The organism is Faecalibacterium sp. An77, from assembly GCF_002161315.1.
Taxonomy (GTDB): domain Bacteria; phylum Bacillota; class Clostridia; order Oscillospirales; family Ruminococcaceae; genus Faecalibacterium.
Genome location: NZ_NFHK01000015.1, coordinates 29,279 through 47,713, shown reverse-complemented (window position 1 = coordinate 47,713; position 18,435 = coordinate 29,279). Strand labels below are relative to the sequence as shown.

14 protein-coding genes are annotated in these 18,435 nt (G+C 61.2%); 11 read left to right on the top strand and 3 right to left on the bottom strand.

Annotated features, from left to right (window positions below; genetic code table 11):
* Positions 1–3: 3 nt before the first annotated feature.
* Positions 4–1,104 carry an aminoglycoside phosphotransferase family protein gene (locus tag B5G28_RS07130; protein ID WP_087247301.1) on the bottom strand — a complete coding sequence of 367 codons (1,101 nt, stop codon included), beginning with the start codon at positions 1,102–1,104 and terminating at the stop codon, positions 4–6.
* A 24-nt stretch (positions 1,105–1,128) separates the two neighbouring features.
* The gene (locus B5G28_RS07125; RefSeq protein ID WP_087247299.1) at positions 1,129–1,992 is read right to left on the bottom strand and encodes an AraC family transcriptional regulator; all 864 of its coding nucleotides are present in this window, start codon (positions 1,990–1,992) and stop codon (positions 1,129–1,131) included.
* 430 nt (positions 1,993–2,422) lie between these two features.
* Here B5G28_RS07125 and B5G28_RS07115 point away from each other — a divergent pair, with 430 nt between their 5' ends.
* The 5 genes from B5G28_RS07115 (at position 2,423) to gnpA (ending at position 8,096) form a co-directional block, all read left to right on the top strand.
* Positions 2,423–3,787: a carbohydrate ABC transporter substrate-binding protein gene (locus B5G28_RS07115; protein ID WP_087247295.1), complete on the top strand. Its 1,365-nt coding sequence runs from the start codon at positions 2,423–2,425 to the stop codon at positions 3,785–3,787.
* Positions 3,788–3,870: 83 nt separating this feature from the next.
* Entirely contained in the window at positions 3,871–4,755 is an 885-nt protein-coding gene (locus tag B5G28_RS07110) for a sugar ABC transporter permease (protein WP_087247293.1), read from the top strand.
* A 15-nt stretch (positions 4,756–4,770) separates the two neighbouring features.
* Entirely contained in the window at positions 4,771–5,670 is a 900-nt protein-coding gene (locus B5G28_RS07105) for a carbohydrate ABC transporter permease (protein ID WP_087247291.1), read from the top strand.
* A gap of 13 nt (positions 5,671–5,683) precedes the next feature.
* Positions 5,684–5,878, top strand: a complete 195-nt coding sequence (locus B5G28_RS07100; RefSeq protein WP_087247289.1) for a hypothetical protein — start codon at positions 5,684–5,686, stop codon at positions 5,876–5,878.
* 52 nt (positions 5,879–5,930) lie between these two features.
* Positions 5,931–8,096, top strand: a complete 2,166-nt coding sequence (gene gnpA, locus B5G28_RS07095; protein WP_087247287.1) for a 1,3-beta-galactosyl-N-acetylhexosamine phosphorylase — start codon at positions 5,931–5,933, stop codon at positions 8,094–8,096.
* 84 nt (positions 8,097–8,180) lie between these two features.
* Here the strand turns inward: gnpA and B5G28_RS07090 are convergent, their stop codons facing one another.
* Positions 8,181–9,104, bottom strand: a complete 924-nt coding sequence (locus B5G28_RS07090; RefSeq protein ID WP_087247285.1) for a helix-turn-helix domain-containing protein — start codon at positions 9,102–9,104, stop codon at positions 8,181–8,183.
* A gap of 251 nt (positions 9,105–9,355) precedes the next feature.
* On the opposite strand from B5G28_RS07090, the gene B5G28_RS07085 reads away from it, so the two are divergent.
* The 6 genes from B5G28_RS07085 to B5G28_RS07060 all read left to right on the top strand — a co-directional run bounded on the left by B5G28_RS07085 (position 9,356) and on the right by B5G28_RS07060 (position 18,227).
* On the top strand, positions 9,356–9,973 hold the full coding sequence (locus B5G28_RS07085; protein WP_087247283.1) for a YcxB family protein: 618 nt from the start codon (positions 9,356–9,358) through the stop codon (positions 9,971–9,973).
* A 167-nt stretch (positions 9,974–10,140) separates the two neighbouring features.
* Positions 10,141–11,166: a TRAP transporter substrate-binding protein gene (locus B5G28_RS07080; protein WP_087247281.1), complete on the top strand. Its 1,026-nt coding sequence runs from the start codon at positions 10,141–10,143 to the stop codon at positions 11,164–11,166.
* Positions 11,167–11,238: 72 nt separating this feature from the next.
* Entirely contained in the window at positions 11,239–11,718 is a 480-nt protein-coding gene (locus B5G28_RS07075; protein WP_242956780.1) for a TRAP transporter small permease, read from the top strand.
* Positions 11,718–13,034, top strand: a complete 1,317-nt coding sequence (locus B5G28_RS07070) for a TRAP transporter large permease (RefSeq protein ID WP_087247279.1) — start codon at positions 11,718–11,720, stop codon at positions 13,032–13,034. The genes B5G28_RS07075 and B5G28_RS07070 overlap by 1 nt, the downstream gene beginning before the upstream one ends.
* A 159-nt stretch (positions 13,035–13,193) precedes the next feature.
* The gene (locus B5G28_RS07065) at positions 13,194–15,686 is read left to right on the top strand and encodes a TIM-barrel domain-containing protein (protein WP_087247278.1); all 2,493 of its coding nucleotides are present in this window, start codon (positions 13,194–13,196) and stop codon (positions 15,684–15,686) included.
* 24 nt (positions 15,687–15,710) lie between these two features.
* A complete protein-coding gene (locus B5G28_RS07060; RefSeq protein ID WP_087247276.1) occupies positions 15,711–18,227 on the top strand; it encodes a TIM-barrel domain-containing protein in 2,517 nt (838 codons plus the stop codon).
* Positions 18,228–18,435 lie beyond the last annotated feature (208 nt).

The following is an 18,435-nucleotide window of genomic DNA, read 5'->3' as shown; positions in this document are numbered from 1 at the left end:
GGCTCAGACATGGAGGGCAATCCGGGTCATGGCGTCGAATTCCTTCTCCATGCCCTGTACCAGGGTGAACTGGGTCCGGGCGCGGTCCAGGTTCTGGTCGGGACGGCTGATCTTGAAGTAGTGGTCTCCCTCCAGATAGTCGGTCAGGAACCGGATGCCGCACTCCAGGGTCATCAGCTTGGCGCCCCAGGGCAGGCTCTTGCGCTCGGCCTCGGTCATGGCGCTGCCGGCGGCCGACAGATAGCCCTTGGTAAACACCTCGTACAGGTGGAGGCTGAAGTGGACCTTGCTCTGGTCGGGCTCGTCCTCGGCGCAGTCGTTGGCGCCGAACCGGATGGAGTCGCCGAAGTCATAGGCCGACAGGCCGGGCATGACGGTATCCAGGTCGATGACACAGATGCCCTTGCCGGTGGCCTCGTCGATCAGGACGTTGTTCAGCTTGGTGTCGTTGTGGGTGACCCGCAGGGGCAGCACGCCAGCGGCCAGCTGGTCCACCAGCACATGGCAGTCGGCCTCGTGGGCCCGGACAAAGGCGATCTCGGCGGCCACGTCCTTGGCGCGGCCCATGACGTCGGCGGCCAGGGCCTTCTCAAAGTTGGCGTAGCGGTTGGGAGTGTCGTGGAACCGGGCGATGGTCTCGTGCAGGGTGGCGGCGGGGTAGCCGGCCAGCTGGTTCTGGAATCCGCCGAAGGTCTCGGCCACAGTGTAAAAATCCTGCTCGTTTTCTACTTTCTGTAAACAGACCGTCCCCTCCACAAAGATGTAAGCCCGCCATGCGCCCCCTTCGGAGTCGGTGTAGTAGGGCTTGCCGTCCCGGGTGGGGATGACGTTCAGGGTTTCCCGGGCGGGGTCGCCGCCCCGGGCCAGAATCTGGCGGCTCAGGTAGCTGGTGACGCCGCAGATGTTCTCCATCAGCCCGGCGGGGTCGGTGAAGGTATCGGTGTTGATCCGCTGTAGGATAAAGCGCTTGCTTTTGTCCGCGGCCCAGACCGCAAAGGTGTCGTTGATGTGGCCCGCACCGTACCGCTCGATGTCGCCCGTGGCGCAGTCAAAAGCGAAAGCAGCGGCAGCCTGGTGCAGCAGAGCTTCTGTAATGGGTTTCATAATGCAATTCCTCCGTTTTTATTTTCAGCGCCGTGTGGGCGGCGCGGGACGCTGACCTTGCCGCACCTGGCGGCGGTATTCGTTGGGGCTGATGCCCTCGGCCTTGCGGAAACACTGGGAAAAGTAGCTGGGGGACGAAAAGCCCAGCAGCTCGCTGACCTGGGCCAGGGTGTGGTTGGTGTTGCCCAGCAGGTACTTGCTCTCCTCAATCCGGCGGCGGCTCAGGTAGGTGATGGGGGAGACCCCGTACTCCTTCTGGAAGGTGTGGGCCAGATAATACTTGTTAATATGGGCCAGGGCCGCCAGCTTGTCCAGGGTCAGATTTTCTTTGTAGTTGACGTCGATGTACCGCTTGATCTCGGCGCACTCCCGGTTGTCCGAGCGGGCCACGGTCTTTTGGATCTGGAGGGAGAGGGTGGTGGTGCGTACCAGCCAGATCAGCAGCACTTCCAGCAGGTCCTGACACACCGTCTCGTAGCCGTCCAGGCTGTGGTCCGCCTCGGCCAGCAGCATGTGCAGCAGGGTGCCCAGCCGCTCCCGGTGCTCCTTGCAGTTCAGGATGGCGTAGGGGGCGTCGGCGTTGCCGAACAGGACCTCGATGCCCGAGATCCCCAGCACCACATATTCCAGAGGGGCGGCGTTGAGGCTCAGCTCGGTGTGCTCCACCTGGGGGTTGACGATCACCATGTCGTCGGGGTGGACCGGGTACAGCTGCCCGCTGATGTAAAACTGGCCTTCGCCGCTGAGACAGTAGAACAGCTCGGTGCAGGAATGGGTGTGGGCCGTGCTGTTCCAGTCGCCGCCGAAGCGGCTTTTACTGATGTACAGCAGCCGGAATGCCTCCCGCGGGGCGGGGGCGTGGCTGATGTCAAAGCGGTCGGTGCTCATGAAAAACCTCCTGGCCGAAACCTCTAAAATGCGAAGCAATATTTATAAAAATAAGAGCAAGATTGCACTTTCCGTCCTGGCGGAAGCTCCGGAATTTGGTTTTATTATAGAGAATCCCGCCGCATTTTGCAAGGGCCAATTTCGGTCGGATTGTGCAGAGAAAATTCTGTGGTTTGTCACTTTTTTGTAAATATTTGACGGTATCAGTCCTATATAAGCAATATGTACAAAGTTGTTGGAAATTGCACAGCAATTTGACCTGTTGTATTTTACTGAAAGCAAGATTTCTAAAAAACGGAACAAGAATGCGCTTGTGAAACAAGTGGAAATCTTCTATATTGGGTACAGAGAAAAAGACGCGGCACCTGGCCGGACCTGTGCGGCCGCCCGTCTTGAACGGACAGGATAATCCAAGTTGGAGGATTGACTTATGAAACGCATTTCTCGTCGCAACTTTATCAAGATTGTGGGCGCTGGCGCAGCTGCCCTGGGCCTGGCCGCCTGCGGCAGCAGCTCGTCCAGCTCCACCGCCGCTTCGGGCGCTGCCTCCTCCGGTGCAGCCGCCCCCGCTGAGAGCATCAAGGTGGCCGCCATCGAGACCGCTTATGGTTCCGAGATGTGGCAGAAGGTGGCCGACGCCTTCACCGAGCAGACCGGCATCGCCGTGGAGCTGACCACCGACAAGAACCTGGAGGACGTCATCGGCCCCTCCATGCAGGGCGGCGACTACCCCGACGTGGTCCATCTGGCCACCGGCCGTGAGGCAGCCCTCACCGAGCAGTTCATCAAGGGCAACCTGATCGCCGACATCACCGACGTGCTGAGCATGACCGTTCCCGGCGAGACCGTGAAGGTCAGCGACAAGATCGCCGGCGGCTTCACCGACACCAGCCTGACCAACCCCTACAACGACGGCAAGACCTATCTGGCCCCCATGTTCTACAGCCCCTGCGGCCTGTTCTACAACGCCGCTTTCCTGGCTGAGAACGGCTGGGAAGTGCCCCAGACCTGGGACGAGATGTGGGAGCTGGGCGACGCCGCTCTGGCCGCAGGCACCTATCTGTTTACTTACCCCACCACCGGTTACTTTGACGCCTTCTTCTACGCTCTGATGTACGCAGCCGGCGGCCCCGAGTTCTTCGAGAAGGCCACCCACTACGAGGAGGGCATCTGGGATACCCCCGAGGCACAGACCTGCTTCGACATCGTGACCAAGCTGGCCACCTACACCAACCCCATCACCCCCGCCCAGGCCAACGATCAGGACTTCACCCAGAACCAGCAGCTGGTGCTGGACAACAAGGCCATCTTTATGCCCAACGGCACCTGGATCGTGGGCGAAATGGCCGAGGCTCCCCGCGCCGAGGGCTTCGAGTGGGGCATGACCGCCCTGCCTGCAGTCTCCGAGGGCGGCGACCGCTACAGCTACACCTGGTTTGAGCAGGCCTGGATCCCCGCCGGCGCAGAACACATCGACGCCGCCAAGCAGTTCCTGGCTTTCCTGTACAGCGACGTGGCCTGCGAGCTGTTCGCTGAGTCCAACGCCATCCAGCCTGTCCTGGGCATCGCCGATAGCCTGGAGGGCGACAACAAGCTGTTCTACTCCATCTACGACAACGGCGCCAAGGCTGCCATGGGCAACTTCGCCGCCTTCACCGCCATCCCCGGCATCGAGATCCGCACCGTCTTCTTCGATCCCGTCAACTCCCTGGTCTCGGGCAGCATCACCGAGCAGGAGTGGATCGACGGCATCAAGTCGGCCAGCGATCAGATGCGGGCCAACCTGGTGGAGTAATCCATCCTTTCCCAACCCAAGCCCTGCCCAGCGGGGGCGGTTAAGCCGCCTCCGCTTTTGATTTGAAAGGAGCGGTCCCCTGTATGAAGTCCAATAAGCGCCGCAGCCGCTTTCTGGTGCTGTGCGTCGCCCCGGCGACGATCCTGTTCTTTATCTTCATGATCCTGCCTACCCTGAACGTGTTCCGGATGTCGCTGTATGAGCGGGGGGCCTATTCTCCCAATGAGACCTTCGTCGGATTGAAAAATTTCCAGCAGCTGATCCATGATACCCAGTTCATCCGCTCGATGCAGAATATGATCCTGCTGGTGGTGGTGGTCACCATCGTCACCTTCGCCTTTGCCCTGGTCTTTGCGGCCATCCTCACCCGGGAGAAAATCAAAGGCCAGAACTTCTTCCGCATCGTCTTCTACATCCCCAACATCCTGTCGGTGGTTGTTATCTCGGGTATCTTCTCGGCCATCTACAAGCCGGAGAACGGCATGCTCAACAGCATCATCGGCCTGTTCCGGGACATGATCAACCCCATCCTGTGGAAGGGCGAAAAACTGGTTATTCCCTCCCTCATCATCGCCATGGTTTGGCAGGCGGTGGGCTACTACATGGTCATGTACATGGCGTCCATGGCGTCGGTGCCCGCCAGCCTGTATGAGAGCGCCAACCTGGACGGCGCCGGCCGGCTGACCCAGTTCTTCCAGATCACCATCCCCCTGATCTGGACCAACATCCGCACCACCCTGACCTTCTTCATCATTTCCACCATCAACATGGCTTTCCTGTTCGTCACCGCCATGACCAGCGGCGGCCCCAACGGCGCGTCGGACGTGGCCCTGAACTACATGTACAGCCAGAAAAACGCCGGCCTGTACGGCTACAGCATGGCCATCGGTGTGGTGATCTTTGTGTTCTCCTTCGCCCTGTCCGCCTGCGTCAACAAGGCTACCAGCCGTGAGCCCCTGGAATTCTAAGGAGGGAAAAACTGTATGGAAAACAAACAGGAACAGAAAACCCCCCGCTCGGCCGAGGGGCTGTACAAATTCTTCATCTACTTTGTCCTGATTCTGCTGGCCGTCACCATCCTGGTGCCGGTGGCCTGGGTCTTTATGGCCTCCATCAAGCAGAACTCGGAGTTTTACGGCAACCCCTGGGCCCTGCCCGCCGGCTTCTACTGGCAGAACTTTGTGGACGCATGGAACGGCGCCAAGATGGGCCAGTACATGCTCAACTCGGTGATGGTCACCGCCCTGGCCCTGGTGCTGCTGCTGGTGATCGCCCTGCCGGCGGCCTACTGCCTGTCCCGGTTCAAGTTCCGGTGCAGCAAGCTGCTGAACACCCTGTTCATGGCGGGCCTGTTCATCAACGTCAACTACATTGTGGTCCCCATCTTCCTGATGCTGCGGGACGGCGATACCTGGCTGAAAAACGTGGTGGGCACCAGTTTCCTGCTGAACAACCTGGTGGTCCTGGCGGTGGTGTACGCCTCCACGGCCCTGCCCTTCACCATCTATCTGCTGTCGGGCTATTTTGCCACCCTGCCCCACGACTTTGAGGAGGCCGCCTACATCGACGGCGCCGGCTACTTCTCGGCCATGGTCAAGATCATCTTCCCCATGGCCAAGCCCTCCATCATCACCATCATCCTGTTCAACTTCCTCTCGTTCTGGAACGAGTACATCATCTCGATGACCCTGATGAGCTCCACCAGCGCCCCCCGCACCCTGCCGGTGGGCCTGCTGAACCTGATGCAGGCCCAGCAGAGCGCGGCCCAGTACGGCACCATGTACGCCGGCCTGGTGCTGGTGATGCTGCCCACCCTCATCCTTTATATCTGTGTGCAGAAGCAGCTGACCCAGGGCATGACCGTGGGCGGCCTGAAGGGCTAAAGGAGGAGACACCATGGAATTTTGGAAAGAACACCCTGTCCTGCGCATCGTCTTAATCGCGGTGCTGTTCGTCCTGGCAATGGTGCTGGTGGTGAAAGGTTGGCAGATGACCGGCCAGCTGGCGGGCCTCGGCGTGATGGTAGTGGGCGTGGCGCTGCTGCTGGCGGCGCTGGCCATCTACAACAGTCCCTTCCGGGACCGCCGCTGACCTGCCCCGAGGGAATGTTGGAAAACGGAAAAGGAAACAAAGGAGCATACGCATGAACGACACGCAGAAAAAAGGGCGCGTAACCATCCCCACCGACCTGGATGTGGTGCCCGAAACCCTGGAAATCCTGAAAAAGTGGGGCGCTGACGCCATCCGCGACTGTGACGGCACCGACTTCCCCCAGCAGCTGCGGGGCGCCGACGCCAAGATCTACTCCACCTACTACACCACCCGCAAGGACAACGCCTGGGCCAAGGCCAACCCCGATGAAATCCAGCAGTGCTACATCATGACCGGCTTTTACACCGCCCATGGGGACACCGTCACCATCCCCCTGATGAAGGGGATCAGCCCCGAGCTGATGGAGGTGAACACCCGGGACGACATCACCCGCTGGTGGGAAGTCATGGACCGCACCACCGGCCAGCCGGTGCCCTCCAGCCAGTGGAGCTACGCCGACGGCTGCGTGACGGTGCAGGCCGTGCCCTTCCACGAGTATACCGTCAGCTTCCTGGCCTACCTGATCTGGGACCCCGTCCACATGTACAACGCCACCACCAACGGCTGGACCAACTTTGAGCACCAGATCACCTTCGACGTCCGCCAGCCCAAGACCCACAAGTACTCCATGGAGCGGCTGCGCAAGTTCATCCAGGAGCACCCCTACGTCAACGTCATCCGCTACACCACCTTCTTCCATCAGTTCACCCTCATCTTCGACGAGCTGAAGCGGGAGAAGTACGTGGACTGGTACGGCTACTCCGCCTCGGTGAGCCCCTACATTCTGGAGCAGTTCGAGAAGGAAGTGGGCTATAAGTTCCGCCCCGAATACATCATCGACCAGGGCTACTACAACAACCAGTACCGGGTTCCCAGCAAGGAATACCGGGACTTCCAGGCCTTCCAGCGCCGGGAAGTGGCCAAGCTGGCCAAGGAGATGGTGGACATCACCCACGAGTGCGGCTGCGAGGCCATGATGTTCCTGGGCGACCACTGGATCGGCACCGAGCCCTTCATGCCGGAGTTCAAGACCATCGGCCTGGACGCCGTGGTGGGCAGCGTGGGCAATGGTTCCACCCTGCGCCTGATCTCGGACATCGAGGGGGTCAAGTACACCGAGGGCCGGTTCCTGCCCTATTTCTTCCCCGATACCTTCCACGAGGGCGGCGACCCGGTGCGGGAGGCCAAGGAAAACTGGGTCACCGCCCGGCGGGCCATCCTGCGCAAGCCCATCGACCGCATCGGCTACGGCGGCTATCTGAAGCTGGCTTTGGAGTTCCCCGAGTTCATCGACTATGTGGAGAGCGTCTGCAACGAGTTCCGGGAGCTGTACGACAACATCAAGGGCACCACGCCCTACTGCGTCAAGCGGGTGGCGGTGCTGAACTGCTGGGGCAAGATGCGGGCCTGGGGCTGCCATATGGTCCATCACGCCCTCTATTATAAGAAGAACTACAGCTACGCCGGCGTCATCGAGGCTTTGAGCGGCGCACCCTTCGACGTCCAGTTCATCAGCTTCGACGACATCAAGGCCGATCCCCACCTGCTGGACAACATCGACGTCCTGATCAACGTGGGCGACGCCGACACCGCCCACACCGGCGGCCGCTGGTGGGAGGACCCCGCCGTGGCCTCGGCGGTCAAGCAGTTCGTGTGGAATGGCGGCGGCCTCATCGGCGTGGGCGAGCCCTCCGGCCACCTGTACCAGGGCCGCTACCTGCAGCTGGCCGGCGTCCTGGGCGTGGAGAAGGAGAACGGCTTCACCCTCAACTACGACAAGTACAACTGGGAGGAGCACCGCGACCACTTCATCCTGGCCGACTGCCCCGACCACGACATGGACTTCGGCGAGGGCCAGAAGAGCATCTACGCCCTGGAAGGCGCCCAGGTCCTGATCCAGCGGGACAAGGAAGTCCAGCTGGCCGCCAACGACTTTGGCCAGGGCCGCGCCGTCTACATCAGCGGCCTGCCCTACAGCTTTGCCAACAGCCGCGCCCTCTACCGCGCCATCCTGTGGAGCGCCCACAGCGAGGAGGAGCTCCACACCTGGTTCAGCTCCAACTACAACGTGGAAGTTCACGCCTACGTGGCCAACCACAAGTACTGCGTGGTCAACAACACCTACGAGCCCCAGGACACCACCGTCTACACCACCGACGGCCAGAGCTTTGACCTCCACCTGGAAGCCAACGAGATCAAGTGGTACGAAATCCACTGAGCTCCTGACCTGAACCCATAAAACCAGACAGCCCGCACCCAACCGGATCGACTTCCGGAGGGTGCGGGCTGTTTTTTGTTTTGTTCAAAGGAGAGGAGCCGGGCCGGCGGACGGGGCAGGGGAGACCTTGGTGTCCAGGGCGTTCAGGTGGCTGCGGTAGTCGGCGGGGGTCATGCCGTACAGCTTCCGAAAGGTTTTCAGGAAACTGCTGTAGTTGCTGAAGCCGTTTTCGGTGCAGGCGGACAGAATCTGCTTGCCGTCGGCAATGTCCTGGCGGCAGCTCTGCATCCGCAGCTCGGTGAGATAGTCGTGGATGCTCTGCATGGTGTATTCCTTGAAGATGCGGGACAGGTGCTCCCGGCTGACGTAGGCGTACTGGGCCAGCTGGGTGACGGTCAGGTCGGGGTCCCGGAAATGCTGTTGGATGTAGTTGGTCACCGACGCCACCAGGGCGTTGGTGGAGGTGGGGTTGCCCAGGCCGTCCTCCCGGATGATCTGGCGGATGATCATGGTCAGCTGGCTCAGGAGGAGCCGGTACATCTGTTCCCGCTCGGCCTCGTCCGGGATGGTGAGGGCGGCAGCGGCCTGCTCGATGAGGGACCGCACCTTCCACTTGTAGCCGGCGTCCTCGTGGAAAATCAGAAGCCGGTCGGGAATGGTGCAGCCCGCCGCTCCCAGGCCGCTGGTCTCCAGGGTCTGCTGCCAAAAGGCGTCGTCGATCTGGATGATGAGCCGGTCGTAGGTGTCGTAGTAGCCGGTATGCACCACCTTGGGGGGAATCAGCATCAGCTCCCCGGGGTGCAGCTCGTACTGGCCGCCGCTGACGTAATAGCGGGCCTTGCCGCTGACCATATAAATGTACTCGTGATAGGGGTGGTAGTGGGTCACCGACTGGTGAACCCGGCGGTTGGAATACCAGCCCACCACCACTTTGTCCCAGGGCAGGCGGCGGTTGGCCTCCTCGGGGGTGATGTTCTGGTCGGCGTAGGGGGTGACAAACGAACGCATGAACGTCCCTCCTGCATGGTTTTGCTGCTGAACCCAGTATATCACAACAGGTCACATTTTGCGAACATTTTATCACACATTCAGACGATTTTCCTCCGATAATTTGTTATTATTATGACGGTAAGTCGAAAATTAAACATATTATCCAAAATATGGAGAATATTATTGTACAATTCTCACATAGCTTGGATGCAACAGCACACGCAAAAAATGATGCGCCGTTTCTGCGCCGGACAAAGGAGGAAAAACCCATGGCCGTACAGTACCAGGGCCGGATGGACCACACCGAAAACACCATTCAGGAGCTGTTTGAGACCCAGTACAACACCTACCGGATGGGCCGTGTGGTCGTGACGGCGGTGGCCGGAGTGGCGCTGGCGGCAGCCGGGCTGTTCGCACCGGTGCCCATGCTGGTCCAGGGGCTTCTGCTGCTGGCGGGATGCCTGCTGTTTGTGGGCCGGGATTTTCCGGCCATTGTCCGGGCCGAGGGGGTCATCGAGGCCCGGGGCGGGGCGCTGCCCTCGTCGGTGTGCACCTTCTGCGTCGGCCACATGGAGCTGGAGGAGGGCGGCATCCGAAAAAAACTGTGCTACGACAAGCTGGACCGCATCGTCCAGGACCGGCGGTATCTGTACCTGTTCTTCGGGCCGGAGTCGGTGGTGATGGTGGACCGGTCCACCATCCAGCCGGGCACCGCCGAGGACGTGATGCAGTTGGTGAGCGAGCGCACCGGCAAACAGTGGGAGGCGCCTTTCTCCCTGCTGACCTTCAGCCTGCGGGATATCCTGCGCATCTGGGACAACCGGAAAGCAGGGAAGGCCCCGGCCGCCCAAAGAGGCAAAAAGAAGGCCGGAAGATCCAAACGGTAACCTTGCGCCCTGTGAGGGATGCGGCGGCTGCACGCCCCGGTCCCGGGCTGCTTTGGATATACAATCGAACCACGGAAAGGAGGGGGCGGACCCAAGGAAAGACGGAAGATTCGGAGTGCGGCACCTGAAAAGGCAGGCCGCAAGTGAAAAGGAGGTACTGTATCCCAATGAAAAAGCTGATTTCCCGCCGTAACTTTCTGGCAGCGCTGGGCGCTGTGGCTGCGGCAGGCGCCCTGGCTGGCTGCGGCGGCAAGCAGGCAGCCCAGGCCAACGGCGACGAGAAAACTTTTGACCTGACCCTGTCCCACGGTCTGGCCGAGGACCATGCGGTCCACATCGCCCTGAGTGCCTTTGCCGATGCGGTCCGCGAGCAGACCGGCGGCACCATCAACATCGAGATCTTCCCCAACGCCACCCTGGGCAGCGAGGTGGACAACATCACCCAGATCCGCGCCGGTGCGCTGGATATGGCCAAGGTCTCGGCGTCCACCCTGGGCAACTTCCAGCAGGAGTGGAATGTCCTGTCGGTGCCCTATGTCTTCAACGACCAGGCCCACTACTACAGCGTCATGGACGGCGAAATCGCCCAGGACCTGTACAAGCTCACCGAGAGCAAGGGTTTTATGGGACTGACCTGGATGGATTCGGGCGCCCGCTCCTTCTACACCGCCAACAAGGCCATCCGCACCCCCGCGGACCTGAAGGGTCTGATGATCCGTACCATGGACTCCCAGATGGCCATTAACATGATGACCGCCCTGGGCGGCTCGGCCACCGTCACCAGCTATTCCGAGATTTACACCGCCATGCAGCAGGGCGTCATCGACGGCGCCGAGAACAACGTCACCGCCCTGCGTGACCACGCCGACGTCACCCAGTATTACTGCTTCGACGAGCACACCCGCATCCCCGATATCCTGCTCATGTCCACCGAGACCTGGAACGCCTTCTCGGACCACCAGCGGGAGATTGTGACCGCCTGCGCCCGGTCCATGACCGAGGATTATAAGGCGTCCTGGGCAGCCTTTGAGGACGAAGTCCTGGCCGCCGCCGAGGAAAAGGGCGTCGAGCTGATTTATGACGTGGATATCCCCGCCTTCCAGGAGGCGTGCCAGTCCATTTACACCGACCTGCAGGCGGATTCCCCCGAGGTGTACGCCTACGTGGAGCGGATTCAGCAGGCGGCCGTGTGAGACGGCCCCGCGCATCTGTACCCGGCGCGGGCTGTCCCCACCGCCTGCGCCTACAAATGAGGAGATGAGACTGTGAAAACATTTGAAAAAATCCTGGACACCGTCATGCGTTTCCTGCTGGCGCTGTCCATGTTCGCCCTGCTGGCGGGCGGTACCTGGCAGATTTTCAGCCGTATGGTGCTGGGCGACCCCTCCACCTTCACCGATGAGTTCCTCCGCTACGTCCTGATCTGGGCCTCCCTCATTGGTTCGGCCTACTGCTTCTACCGGGACGAGCACCTGTCCCTGGACCTGATCAAGGGCCGGGTCAAGGGCGGCGCAGCCGTGGCCCTCAACATCTTCATCGAGGCGGCCACCCTGTTCTTTGTCTGCTACGTCTTTATCTACGGCGGACTCAAGCTGTCCATGAACGCCCTGAACATCTCGTCGGTCATGCACCTGCCCTTCACCTTCCTGTATTCGATCCTGCCCATCTCGGGCGTCTTTATCGTGCTGGCCCGCGTGCTCAAGTACGCCCAGCTGTTCGCTGAGAAGAAAGGAGGCAAAAACTGATGGTCGTACAGGCAACCCTGAGCCTTTTCGGCTCCTTCTTCGTCATGCTGCTGGCGGGCGTCCCCATCTCGGCCGGCATCGGCATCGCTTCGGTCATCACCGCCCTGTTCAGCATGCCCGCGGACATCTTTGCCCTCATCGCGGCACAGCGGTGCTTCTCGGGCCTTGACTCCTTCTCGCTGCTGGCCCTGCCTTTCTTCACCCTGGGCGGCAACATCATGAACAAGGGCGGCATTGCCCGCCGCCTGATCCGTCTGGCCCGCCTGCTGGTGGGCAAGATCCCCGGCTATCTGGCCGCCACCAACGTGCTGGCCAATATGTTCTTCGGCGCCGTGTCCGGCTCCTCGGTGGCCGCCACCTCGGCCATGGGATCCATCCTGAGCCCCCTGGAGGCAGAGGAGGGCTATGACCCCAACTTCTCCGCCGCCGTCAACATCTGCTCCGCCCCCACCGGCATCCTGATCCCCCCGTCCGGTCCGCTGATCCTCTACTCCATCACCGCCGGCGGCGTATCGGTGGCAGCCCTGTTCATGGGCGGCTACCTGACCGGCATCCTGCTGGGCCTGTGCGTGGCAGCCCTGACCATCTATCTGGCCGTCAAGAAGGGCTACAAGGCCTCCACCGTCAAGGAGGACGCCTCCGCCCTCCGGGTCTGGATCGACGCCGTTCCCTCCCTGCTGGCCGTCATCATCGTCATGGGCGGCATCCTGGGCGGCTTCTTCACCGCCACCGAGGCCGGCGTGGTCATGTGCCTGTACTGCCTGCTGCTGGCTGTGGTCTACCGCGAAATCAGCTTCGAGACCTTCTACAACATGCTGGCGGACACCATGAAGAGCTCGGCCACCATCCTGTTCCTGATCGCGGCTTCCTCCATCATGTCCTACGTCATGTCCTACTCGGGCATCCCCGCCGCCATCAGCGAGGGCCTCATGAGCATCTCCAGCAACCGCTATGTGATCCTGCTCATCATGAACGTCTTCCTGCTGATCATGGGCTGCTTCCTGGATCTGACCCCCGCCGTCCTGATCTTTACCCCCATCTTCCTGCCCATCGCCACCAGCATCGGCATGAGCCCGGTCCACTTCGGCCTGATGCTCATTACCAACCTGGGCATCGGCTCGGTGACCCCGCCCGTCGGTTCCTGCCTGTTCGTGGGCTGCGGCGTGGCCAAGGTCAAGATCGAGGGCGTCACCAAGTACATTATCCCTCTGTTCGTCGGCATGGTGGTGGCCCTGCTGCTCATCACCTTCATCCCTGCCATCCCCATGATTGTGCCCTATCTGTGCGGCCTGGTGGATACCTTCTGGTGGGCATGAGCGTGAATTCCCTGCATTTTCCCGCTGCGGCATAAAGGCCGCTGGTTACCGGATGGAGCCCCTGACTGTCTGCCCGTCAAATGGTCGGGGGCTCTTTTCCATACCAACACAGGTATGTTATACTTGTGAAAAAATGCCCTTCCGGAAAGGAGTAATTCCATGTATCTTTGCAAGGAAATCCAGGCCATGGAGCGCCTGGACGGCGCGTTCCTGTTCCATACCAACTGCGCGGACATCAAGGTCTGTTTTGTCACCGACGAAATCGTCCGTCTGCGGGTATCCTTTGACCGGGAACTGGCCGAGGAGTCCTATGTTCTGTCCACCACCGCCTGGGAGGACCGTCTGGACGGTCTGTTCGAGGCGGAGCGCACCCGCCTGACCCCCTGCACCCCCGCGGTGGAGGAGACCGAAGGGGAGATCACCTTCGACACCGGCAAGGTGAAGCTGGTGGCACGGAAATCCCCCCTCTGCTTCCAGCTGTACAACCGGGACGGCGATCTGCTGTACAGCGATCTGGCCGGCACCCCCTACACCCTGGACTCCAACCGCCGCATCACCCACTACAGCGCCATGGAGGAAGAGGACTGCTTCTACGGCTTCGGCGAGAAGGCCGGCGCCCTGAACAAGAACAAGACCTTCCTGCGGGAGCGTGCCACCGACGCCATGGGCTATGACGCCGAGAAGATGGACACCCTCTACAAGCACATCCCGTTCTACATCCGTCTCTCCCGCACCACCCGCAAGGCGGTGGGCCTGTTCTACCACAACTTCTATGAGTCCGTGTTCAACATGGGCTGCGAAAAGAGCAACTACTGGTCCCGCTACACCTACTGGCAGGCCGACGGCGGCGACATCGACCTGTTCCTGCTGGCAGGCGACAGCATCCGCCGGTTGGTGGACAACTATACCCTCCTGACCGGCCGTCCCGCCCTGCTGCCCAAGCGGGCGCTGGGCTACCAGGGGTCCTCCATGTACTATCCCGAGCTGGAGAAGGACAGCGACGACGCCGTCCTGGACTTCATCGACACCGTCAAGGAGGAAGGCTTCCCCATCGACGGCTTCCACCTGTCCTCGGGGTATACCAGCTATAACAATAAACGCTGTGTTTTCACCTGGAACACCGAGCGATTCAAGGACCCCCGGGCTTACTTTGCGGCCATGAACGAGAAGGGCGCCCAGAACGTCCCCAACGTCAAGCCGGGCATCCTGCTGTGCCATCCCTGGTTCGACGAGTTTGTCCAGAAGGGCGTCTTTGTCAAGGATTCCCAGGAGGACACCTACGGCGTCGGCAAGTGGTGGGGCGGAGACGGCGCTTTCTGGGACTACACCAACCCCGAGGCCCGCAAAGCCTGGAAGGAATACCTGACCGCCAACGTCATCGACGTGGGCACCGACTCCATCTGGGACGACAACTGCGAGTATGACAGCCTGTTGGACAAGGACTGCCGCTGCTGCTTTGACGGCAAGGGCGGCACCATCGCCCAGCTCAAACCCCTGATGAGCACCCTGATGTGCAAGCTGGGCGCCGAGGCGGTGGTGGAGCACAACCCCAAGGCCCGCCCCTACATCGTCTGCCGCAGCGGCTCGGCCGGCATCCAGAAATACGCCCAGACCTGGTGCGGCGACAACTACACCAGCTGGAAAACCCTCCGCTACAACATCCCCATCATCACCGGCATGGGCCTGTCCGGCCAGCCCAACGAGGGCGCCGACATCGGCGGCTTCCACGGCCCCGCCCCCGACGAGGAGCTGTTTGTCCGCTGGGTTCAGAATGGCATCTTCCAGGCCCGGTTCTCCATCCACTCGGCCAGCAACGACAACACCGTCACCGAGCCCTGGATGTACCGCGGCTCGGCGGGGCTGATCCGGGACGCCATCCTGCTGCGCTACCGGTTCACGCCGTATCTGTACTCGGCCGAGTACGAGGCCAGCCGGACCGGCGCGCCCATCATGCGGCCTCTGGTGTATGAGTTCCAGCAGGACCCCAAGGTCTACGACGAGAGCTTTACCTTCCTGTTTGGCCGGGATATCCTGGTGGCCAACGTGCTGGAGCCGGGTGCAAAGACCTGGAAGGTGTACCTGCCCGCCGGCTGCAAGTGGTACGACTGGAACAACCATTTCACCTGCTACGAGGGCGGCCAGACCATCGAAATCCCGGTGGACATCAGCACCATCCCCACGTTCCTGCGGGAGGGCGCCATTGTGCCCATGGCCGATAACCAGCTGATGAGCATGGCCAACGACCATATGACCGACCTGCACCTGACGGTGATCCCCGGCGGGGAGCGGACCTACACCCTCTACGATGACGACGGTGTCACCAATGACTTCAAGGACGGCGTCTGCCGCAAGACCCGGATTCATGTGTCGGGCACCGACGTGGTGAAGGTGGACTTTGCCGCCGAGGGCAGCTACACCGACTTTGTGGAACGGGTGATGGTGGAGATGGTCCGCAAGGACCGCAGCCCCTTCTGGGTCACCCTGGACGGGCAGAAGCTGGAGCACTTCCTCAACCGCCGCAAGTTCGAGGCCGCCGCCGAGGGCTGGTACTACAGCCAGACCAAGAAGGCTGTGCTGGTCAAGTACCCCAACCCCCGCAAGGATGTTACCCTGACCGTGTCCTTTGAGGACTTTGACCTCATCGGCATGTAAATAAAACAAAAAGGAAGAACGATTATGCTGCTCAAACACTTCCAGTCTCTGGAAAAGACCGGGAACGGATACAAGATTCACGGCGACACGGCGGACATTCTGCTGGTGTTCATGACCGACGATATCATCCGGGTGCGGGTGTCCTTTGACCGCGCCTTCAAGGAGGAATCCTATACCCTGGTCACCACGGCGTGGCCCGACCGGATGGACGAGCTGCTCAAGGACGAGCGGGTCCGCATCACGGCCCTGGACGTCCCCTGTGAGGAGAGCGAAAAGACCCTGACCTTCCGCACCCGCACCCTGACCCTGGTGATGAACAAGTGCCCCCTGTCCTTCCGGCTGTACACCGCCGAAGGTGAGCTGATCTACGCCGATTTGCGGGAGCGCGCCTTTGAGCGGGATCAGCTGGGCCGGCTGTCCCATTATTCCCGGATCGACGCCGCCCACGACCACTTCTACGGCTTTGGCGAAAAGACCGGCCACCTGGACAAGAAGGGCCGCCGGATGCGGATGGCCCCCAAGGACGCCATCGGCCACGACCCTGAGATCGGGGACCCCATGTACAAGCATATTCCCTTTTACATCCGGGTCAGCGACCAGCAGCGCCACGCCCTGGGCCTGTTCTACCACAACTCCTACGACAGCGTCTTTGACATGGGCCAGGAGATTTCGGGCTATTGGGACCGGTACAGCTACTACCAGACCGACGGCGGCGACATCGACCTGTTCTTCCTCAACGGCCCCGACATCCGCCAGGTGCTGGACCACTATACCCAGCTCACCGGCCGCCCGGCCCTGCCCACCAAGCAGTCCCTGGGTTACTGCGCCTCCACCATGTACTACGCCGAGCTGGAAAAGGACTGCGACCAGGAGATCTACAAGGTCATCGACAAGCACAAGAAGGAAGGCGTCCTGATCGACAACTTCTGGCTGGCGTCGGGCTACACCAGCGGGGAAGAGGACAATCTGCGGTATGTCTTCAACTGGAACTACAAGCGCTTCCCCGACCCGGCGGGCTTCTTTGCCCGGATGAACGAGATGGGGATCAATGTCATCCCCAACCTCAAGCCCGGCATCCTGAAAAATCACCCCTACATGCCTCTGTTTGAGAAGAACGGCGTCTTTGTCAAAACTCCCGACGGCACCGGCGACTATTATGGCCGCTGGTGGGGCGGGGAAGGCCGCTTCTTTGACTTCACCGGCAAGGCCGGCCGGGACACCTGGAAACAGCTGCTGAAGAAAAATGTCCTGGAGCTGGGGGCCAAGACGGTCTGGAACGACAACTGCGAGATGGACGGCGTGGAGGACCGCACCGCCCAGTGCGATTTTGAGGGCCAGAAGGGAACCATGGCCGAGCTCAAAATCCTTCATTCCAACCTGATGGCCTATGTGGGCAAGGAAGCCCTGGCCGAGGTCTACCCCGGCGAGCGCCCCTACATCATCAACCGGGCCGGCTTTGCAGGCATCCAGCGCTATGCCCAGGTGTGGGGCGGCGACAACCTCACCGACTGGCGCACCGTCAAGTTCAATATCGCCACCATCCTGGGCATGGGCCTGTCGGGCTGCGCCAACATGGGCTGCGACATCGGCGGCTTCCATGGCCCCGCCCCCGAGGCGGAACTGCTGCTGCGGTGGATTCAGAGCGGCATCTTCCAGCCCCGCTTCTGCCTGAACTCGGCCAACGACGACAACACCGTCACCCAGCCCTGGATGTACGAAGAGAACAACGACTACATCCGCGCCGCCTACGCCCTGCGCTACCGGATGCTGCCCTATCTGTACTCCCTGATGTACCAGGCCAGCCAGACCGGCATGCCGGCCATGCGGCCCCTGTTCCTGGAGTTCCCCGACGACCCCGCCTGCTACAGCGACCAGAACCTGACCTTTATGTACGGCAGCAGCGTCCTGGTGGCCAACGTGGTGGAGAAGGGGGCCCGGACCCGCACCATCTACCTGCCCGCCGGCTGCACCTGGTACGACATGAACGACAACCTCCGGCCCTATGCCGGCGGCCAGACCATCGAAGTGCCGGTGGACCTGGGCAGCATCCCCATGTTCCTGCGGGGCTCGGCGGTGTTCGTCACCAGCGAGGACGTGAAGCACATCCTCAGCGACACCCTGCGCCACCTGGATCTCCTGGTGGCTGCCGAGACCGACACCAGCTTTGTCCTGTACGACGACGACGGCCACACCCAGGATTATCAGAACGGGGTCTATTCCCGCACCGAAATCCAGGTCAAGGCCGGGGAACAGACCGTCCTGTCCTTCCGCAAGGAGGGCAGCTACACCGACACCGTGGACAGCCTCACCATCCGCCTGGTCAGCAAGGCCAAGGGCGCCTACTGGGTGACGGTGGACGGCCAGCCGGTGCCCCGCACCATCGTGCGGGAGGTCTTTGACGAGTCTCCCTGCGCCTGGTACTACAATATGTCTGACCGGACCATCTGGGTCAAATATCCCAAGCCCGCCCGCGATAACTACGACGTGGTCATCTCCACCGAGAAGTTCGACCTGGTGGGCATGGTCAAGGAAGAGGAGTAACCCTCCTTTTTCCTGAGCATTCCTGCGCCATTCCCTCCCGCAGCGCCCGGACGCACCCCTCCTGCCTTGGGGACGTCCGGGCACTTTTGCGCGCCGGAATGCCGGCCGCTTCAAACGCCCCGGGCAGTGTAAAAGAAAAAACGAAACAATACAAAACCTTGTCTTGGAACGGCGGCTGCAATCTGCTATAATAGGGCCGCAGACCAAA